The 8,035-nt window shown below is 23.9% G+C and carries 7 protein-coding genes; all 7 read right to left on the minus strand.

Annotated features, from left to right (window positions below):
* Positions 1-35: 35 nt before the first annotated feature.
* A complete protein-coding gene (locus BU00_RS0102660) occupies positions 36-1,268 on the minus strand; it encodes a CNNM domain-containing protein (protein ID WP_027121378.1) in 1,233 nt (410 codons plus the stop codon).
* Between the two features lie 56 nt (positions 1,269-1,324).
* Positions 1,325-2,764, minus strand: a complete 1,440-nt coding sequence (locus BU00_RS0102665; protein ID WP_027121379.1) for a DnaB-like helicase C-terminal domain-containing protein — start codon at positions 2,762-2,764, stop codon at positions 1,325-1,327.
* Positions 2,745-3,212 (minus strand): 50S ribosomal protein L9, encoded by a 468-nt coding sequence (rplI, locus tag BU00_RS0102670; protein WP_027121380.1) that lies wholly within the window; start codon positions 3,210-3,212, stop codon positions 2,745-2,747. Before rplI ends, BU00_RS0102665 begins: the two co-directional genes overlap by 20 nt.
* A 20-nt stretch (positions 3,213-3,232) precedes the next feature.
* Complete coding sequence (locus tag BU00_RS0102675; protein ID WP_027121381.1) at positions 3,233-5,206, minus strand: GGDEF domain-containing protein; 1,974 nt, start codon at positions 5,204-5,206, stop codon at positions 3,233-3,235.
* Positions 5,207-5,351: 145 nt separating this feature from the next.
* Positions 5,352-6,818, minus strand: a complete 1,467-nt coding sequence (locus tag BU00_RS04905) for an endonuclease (protein ID WP_051521852.1) — start codon at positions 6,816-6,818, stop codon at positions 5,352-5,354.
* 126 nt (positions 6,819-6,944) lie between these two features.
* Complete coding sequence (locus BU00_RS0102685; protein ID WP_027121382.1) at positions 6,945-7,670, minus strand: MAG0110 family membrane protein; 726 nt, start codon at positions 7,668-7,670, stop codon at positions 6,945-6,947.
* Between the two features lie 90 nt (positions 7,671-7,760).
* Positions 7,761-8,035 (minus strand): integrase core domain-containing protein (locus BU00_RS0102690; RefSeq protein ID WP_027121383.1); only part of this gene is annotated, 275 nt, incomplete at its 5' end.

Below are 8,035 nucleotides of genomic sequence, written 5' to 3' on the forward strand. Positions count from 1 at the left end.
AAAATTTGGTTTTTTAATTATTTTTTTACTAAAAGTTATAATTTTGAGACTTCAATAATAGTCTTTTTGTCGTTGTTTTTATGTTTTTCGATTACTTTAAATGCAAATTTTTCATCTAATACAAAACGCGAGTTTTTATATAATTTATCTTTTTGCATTTTAACTAAAAGTCAATCTTTAATTGATAAATTTTCTTCATTTTCTTCGAGATAATCTAAGTCAATTTCTAGTTGTTTAAAAACATCATAAATAGACACGTTTGACTTAACTCTCGATTTTTCTAATGAAATTTCATAAATTTGTTCATCGTCATCAAATTCATCATATATTTCACCTACAATTTCTTCAATAATATCTTCAATAGTTAAAATCCCTAAAATCTCTGTACTTGTGTTATTTTCTGTTATAAAAGCCATTTGAGCTCTTGCTACTCTCATTTTTTCTAGTGCAGATGAAAGTAAAGCATTAGCTGAAATAGTAGGCACAGTTTTCATATAATTAATAATTTTACCTCTTTGTAAATGAAAGATATCTTTTAAGAGTAAAATACCAATTAGTTTACCATTTTGCTCAATTGGTAGTCTTGAATAGTTAGTTTCCTTAAAAATAGAATGTGCTTGTGCAATATTAGATTTGTAGTTAATTGTTGTTACATCTTTTATTTTTATGTAGTGTGAACTAACTTTTGTTGAATCTAAATCAAGTGCATTTTTAGCCAAAATACTTTCACCTATTTGAATAACACCTTCTTGTTGAGCAATGTTTAAAATATTTTTTAAATCTTCCTCAGAATTTGTTACATAAACTTTTTTGGAAATTTTAGAAATAGGTCATGTTAAAAGTCAAAAAATTCAAAAATTAACATCTATATATCAACTAAATAGTTGTAAATATTTTTTTGGGTATTGTTTTGCTATTAATTTAGGAACAATTTCACCAAAAATAACCAAAAGAGGTGTTACTATTAAGGTAGAAATTATAATAGATAATAAACTATCTGATATTAATTTTCCTAAGACAAAACTAGTTAAAAGAGATGAGATAACATTTACAAGATTATTACCTATTAAAATAGTTGTAAGAATCCTATTATATCTTTTTATGTGTTTTGAAATTAATCCAGAGCCTTTTTCTTTGTTTTCTTGCATTTCATGAAGTTTTGCACTTGAAAGTGAAGCATAAGCAGTTTCGCAACCACTATAAATTGCACTCAATAAGAAAAGAAAAAATAAAAGAAATATAAAAAATATTAATATAGGGGTAGACATAAATCCCCTTTTGAATTTAAATTATTACAATGGGAATAACAATCCATTTTGCTCCTTTATTCATCATTATTTTGAAAATCGTAAAAAGTAACTGTATCACCTTCATATATTAGTTTGGTTCTACCAGGTTGTCCATTTCTATTTTTTGCTATTGTAACATCGGTAATACTGAATTTATTATCATTTTGTTCATTTTTATCATTGATAATATTTCTACTTAAAAAAATAACAATATCAGCATCTTGTTCGATTGCTCCTGACTCTCTAAGGTCATTAAGTTGTGGTCTTTTATCTTCTCTATTTTCAACACTTCTTGATAACTGAGAAAGAGCAACAACAGGGACTTTTAACTCAAGTGCAAGCATTTTAAGTGCTCTTGAGATAAAAGCAACTTCATTTTGTCTATTACCACTAACAGCTTCTCCACCATTAATTAATTGTAAGTAATCTATTACAATTAAACTAAGTCCACCATCAATATTTTTGTGAATTTGTTTAAGTTTCCAAATAATATCGTTAATTTTACTTGAAGGATTATCATCAAAACGAATATTGTTTTGATTTTGGTATTTGTAGTGTGAATTAATTAAAAGCGAAATATCATTTTCGTTTAATCTTGTAATATCTTGTACTTTTTGCAATGATACTTTTGTATCAGAAGATAAAATTCTTAAAGTTAATTCAGAATAAGGCATTTCTAACGAAATAAAAACGCAATTGTTATTTATATTAGTTGTTGAAATATTTTTCATAATATTAAGAGCTAAAGCCGTTTTACCAACACCTGGTCTTGCTGCTAAAATAATTAACTGACCCTTTTTAAAACCGTTTAAATATTTATCTAAATTGACAAAACCAGACATTAAACCTGTTTCTTTTTTGTAATTACCAGTTAAGAGTTCATCCAGCATCTTAGTATATTCTTCAGTTGCTTCTGCAATTGAAATATATGAACTATTATTTAAATCTGCTTGATTATTTTCAGAAAGAAATGTTTCATAATCCAGTAAACTTTTTTCTCAATTTACTTTAGAGTTATTTTGAAAAGCATTCAAGGATTCATTATAAAAAATTTCTAGATTTCTTAATTTGCGTAATTCTAATAATTTATCGATATAATAAGTAAAATTTTCTTCATTAGCAAAGGTTGAATTGATTTCATTTATATAAGAATTATTTATATGTGGATATGTTTTAGAAACGTTTTCAATTTGAGTGAAGTTAATTATTTCAAAGTAATCTAAAAAAGCACCATCAAGAATATTTTGTTTTCTCTGTTCTTTTATTAAGTTAAACAATTCTTTATTTTCTTGAAAGTAAAAATGTTCAGAACTAAGAAAATCAACTGCTAGTTTTTGTTTTTCTTCTGAATTAATCATCAAATAAAGAACTTTATTTTCAGAGATTTTATCAACAAATTTAGTAGGGATTAAACTGTTTTTTGGGAGATTAACAAAATTATGATAATTAATTTTTTTATTTATGTTTTTTGACATTAGTTATTTTAAGTTCTATTCTTAATTTTGCAATAATATCTTTATAAATAATAACTTCAACATCATGCGAACCTTCTGAAACAAGGTGTATTTTTTGTAATGAATGTTTTGATAAATTAAAACCAAGTTCTTTTAATTTTTTATCAACATCTTTTGTAGATACAGAACCATGAACATTTAAATTACAATTAGCATCAATGTTTGAAGTTAGTTCAAATTTAATATTTAATTCTTCAATTTTATCTTTAATCACTAAGGCTTCTGTTCTTTTTTCGTGTTCATCAGCAGCTAAATTATCTAATTTTTTTTCTAAATTTTTTGCTGTATTTTCATTATATGCAACAGCAAAACCTTTTTTTATTAAAAAGTTTGTTGCATAACCTGCAGCAACATCGATTATTGTGTTTTCTTTTCCATCTTTACATGTTTTTAATAATATTACTTTCATTATTTTCTCCTTAATATAATTTATTTACTTGTATTAATAACTTGAACTAAATTATCAATAAAAATATCAAGTTTTTCATTTGTTTGAGCAGCAGCGGAATTAAAATGACCACCACCACCAACACCTTCACAAATTACTTGAACATTTGTGTTTATACCTCTTGCACTTAATTTATATGTGTTTGTTCCAGTAAGTTTAGCAACAACAAATGAAGCAACACGATCTTTAATTTTAAGTAATTCGTTAGATGCGATTGAAATTTCATCATTAGTTGCTGAAATTTCAGAATACGCTAAGAAAAAACCCGGTTTAACTTCTTTAGCATTTTCAATCAGTTTTTGTACTTTTTCTTGTGTTTTAAAATCTATTTTTAATAATTCAGATGATATACTAGATTGTGCTCCTTTTTCTTCAAGTCAAGAAGCTGCATAAAAAGTTCTTGGACTTGTGGATTTAGAAAAATTATTTGTATCTAAATAAATTCCATTTAATAAATATTGTGCAGTTTTACTTGAAATCTTTACTCTATAATCTAAGAAAGAAATCATTTCTGTAACAATTTCAGAAGCAGATGAAGCAACCGTATCTATATAAGCATTTCTTTTTAAACAAAAATCAATTGAGTTAGATACTCTATGATGATCTAAAATAAAAATATTTTCTCTTTCACAGTTATTTAGTGCATGAATGTTGTCTGTTCTTGCAGGATGAGAATTATCAACAAGCACAACAACTGTTTTATTATTTGTTATTTTATTTGCAAAATACGATTTAATAAAAATATTTTTTGTTTTTGGATTTGTAAACAAATCGTTTAAATGTTTTTCAACCGTACTATCCTTAGATTCGCAACAAATATAAGCATTTTTATAAAAACTTTTTGCTATTTCATAAATTCCCATTGCAGAACCAATTGCATCTAAATCTGCAAAAGTATGCCCATAAATAATAACATTTTCAATATCGTTTTGAAGCAATATTTTTTCAAAACTTTTTGCAACATCTTTTATCTTAGTTCTTGATGTTTCTTTTAAAATTTCGCTATTTGAACCATAATATATTGGAGATTGATCATTTGCAAAAATTGATACTTGATCACCACCTCTTGATTGTGATTGTAATAAAGCTTTTTTAGAAAATTCAAGTTTTGATTTCAGTGAAGATCACCCATGTGAAAAACCACAACTTAATGTAACTTTTGAAACATCAATCTTTTTTAATTGATCATTTATATTTAAAATAATATCAAAATTATCATCCATCATTTTTTGAAGCGAAAGTTCGTTTGTTATTACAACGAACTTACCATTAGTATATTGTCTATAAATAAAGTTATATTTTTCAACACAAAGGTTAAGAGTATCAATAACTAGTTTATTAATATAAAATATTTCTTCTTCAGAAAAATAAGACTGAAATAATTGATAATTATCGATTTCGATTTCTCCAATAACACTTTTTTGCTCCCAAGCTTCTTTTTTATATAATTCTTCTGATGATATATCTTTAATAATAACTGAATTATTAATAGGTCAAAATTGTAGTTGATAGTTTTTTGATCCATAATCCACTTTAAGATTTAAATCGTTAAAAAGTGCTAGTATATCTAATTCTTTATCAAAAGTCTTTAAAAAATCTGTTAAATTAAGACCAATATAATCATTGTCAAATATTTTTTTAATATATGTACTACTCCAAATAATTTTTTGATTAACATCAAAAATTAGTAAACCCATATCGTTTTTAGTGATTATTTCTTCTATAAAACCATTAAATGATTTTTTTATAAGTTCTCTTGAGTATGTAAAATTAATAACAGCAAAATATAATAAAGTAATTGAAACAATTAAAGTACTTATAACTCCAATAATTAATAAAATAGATGGAAATAATTCATTAATATTTATTATTGTAAATGTAAGTAAAATAATAAAAAGTAAAAAAGAAAATGCTGAACATATTGATCAGATAACCAGTTTTTGCTTAGTATTCATCTTTCTCCTTTATTTTTTAAATTATACTATTATTATAATATTTATTAATCTGTAATTTTAAAATATTGCAAATGAATTTTCAATAAAATGATAAAAACATTTGTTATATAACTTATTAGTTGAATAACAAATGTTTTAATTTATCTTATTTTATTGCTGTTAACACACCTTTATTTTTAAAAGGCTTTGGATTTTTTCCAAAAATATTATTTAAAATGTCCGGATAGTCAATAAAAGGATTTCTTATTTTATTGAATTTATATGTTTCATTATTTCTTTTAACATCAAAATTATCAATTTTATCTCTTTTGTGTCAGTTTAAGTAAGATTTTAAATAGTGAGACTTAATGTTAGGAAAGTTTTTAGTAAAAATATTATTTTTTCCATTATAAATGTCTTTATCATTGTATGCTGAAACAAAGTAAAAATAAGCCCTTGCTATATCGCCTTTAAAATCATCTGTTACTTCAAAAACGGTTTCTGAATTAATATTTTTACCAAGTTTAGATTTGTTTTTAGTTTGCTGGGTTATAGTTACAACATCATCATGCGGAAAATTACCTCTTATGTTATTTACTTTTATATCTGTTGGTCAAACAAAAGTTGCATCACTTCTAATTGGTTCTGTTTTATTAAATCAAGACTGAGGAATTATATGCTCTCGATTCATACCATCTCCTTCGCTCCCTCCACCAACTGTTTTATATGATTTAAAAGTATAAGGATCACTTCCGTTTATTACTTCAGAATATATATCAAGAATGGTATTATCTTTTTCATATAAGGTGTCTTTAAAAGCGTTAGAAGTATTATAAAAGTTTGGAAGGGCTTTGTAACCAGAATTATATTGTCTTTTAGAAATGTTTATCTGATTAAGTGCTTTTCAAAGTTGTATACCAGATAAACCTTCAAGTGATTGATAATAATTATCACTACTATCATAAATATATTTAGTAGCATCTATTTCAATATTTTGATAATTTGAAATTACGTCTGATGTACTTTCTTCTTGCTTATTATCTTTAATATTTTTTTCTTGATTTAAAGATATTTCACTTGTAAATATTTTTTTAGTAATTTGAGTTAAATCGCTTTTTTTGTATTCATAGACCTTATATTTAATAATAATTTTGTCGTTATCAATTTTATAATCTAAAAATGAGTTTGCTCTTTTTTGCTTTTTTGCATTTTCATAAATTGTTTCTATTGGGTGAACAAGCTGAAATTTAGTATCTGTGTTTAATTCAAATAATTCAAATTCAGAAGTATTTATTTCTTTTCAATTTACTTGTTTTGTACCTTGTGGTTGATAAATAACTACTTTATTAACTCTATCAAAAACCAATACAGGATTTTGTAATTTTAAAAATTTATCAAAATTTTCTTTGTTTTTAAGTTCTAATAAATTTGTAGCATTTTGATTAGATCATTTTTCAACATTTGACAAGTTTTCATTAGATGTTTCTTGCTTTTGATTAAGTGTTGAATCTTGTCCAGATTTTTCATCAGTTTTTGTATTATTTTCTTTTTCGGTTTTGCATGAAACTGCAAAAAATGGTATAACACCACCTAAAGAAGTAAATAATAATTTTAAACTTTTAATTTTATTCATATAGTCTCCTTTTAAAAATCAAGTATATTATAAAAATGTATTTTTACCTAAAAACTTTTGTAATTTTTATCATCAATTTATCAACTTGTCTTTAAAAGTGTAAACAAAAAATAGGTAAAACCTATTTTAGTTTTTTCTTGTAAAAAGAAAAATCAAGTGTAAAAATAGTGACATAGAATTTAAGAATATTCTAATCCCAAAAACTAATGATCTTTTTAAAACAAGTACATCACTACTTCCGTAAAATGTTTTTAAATCATTTTTTGCAAAATAAAAGTCAGAAATTGTTATTAGTGAAATAAGCACTATTGTTGTAAGTGAATAATATCAAGAAATTTTTAAAACAAATATAGATACAAAAAATAATACTAAACTTGTTATTGAAAAAACAATTATTAAAAATGCTACAAATCTTTGTTTTAATAAATCAAAATATCCTATTATTCCACAAACAGCAATTATAAGTAACGGTAACAAACTAATACCTAAAAATTTTCTATAATCTAAACTATTTGTTACAAATAAATAAAAGACAAGTGCAGAAAATATTATTGAATACAACAAAATATTTACTATATAAAATAATATTAATCCTCCCAGACTTAGGTGGTTAATTCTTAAATTTATAAAACTAACAATAAGTAATCCAAAAAATGCACCATATAAAAATCATTGAACATATTGAAAACCACTTAGTGGTAAATATTTTGTTAAAAGATGTATAAATACAAGTGATAAAGCAACAACAACAGCAAAACCAACTCCAAATATTGATAAAGAAAGACCTCAAAATTTTCTTTCCATTGGTGAAACTATTGTTTTTTTATGTAATTCATTATTTGCAAAATTCATAAATTAATTATATTAAATTTTAATTTTAATCAAAATGCAAAAAAAGTTATTTTGACCTTAAAAATAAACAGGGACACAGATTTGAAACAATTATAATTTTAAAGCACTTCAAGTTTCTTGAGGTGTTTTTCAATTAAGATTTGATTGAAATCTTTCATTATTATATTTTACAATAAACGATTCAATTAATGATTTTAATTCTTTAAAAGTCATTTCCTTTATTTTGTTTAAATATAAACATTCTGTTTTTAATATCGAAAAGAAATATTCAACTTCTCTATTATCTAAGGAATTACCAACTCTAGACATTGAAATTTTTCCATTAATTTTATCAACTAATTTTTTATACTCTTGTGAAGAATACT

This window comes from Mycoplasma leonicaptivi ATCC 49890, assembly GCF_000622205.1.
Taxonomy (GTDB): Bacteria; Bacillota_I; Bacilli_A; order Mycoplasmatales; family Metamycoplasmataceae; genus Mycoplasmopsis; species Mycoplasmopsis leonicaptivi.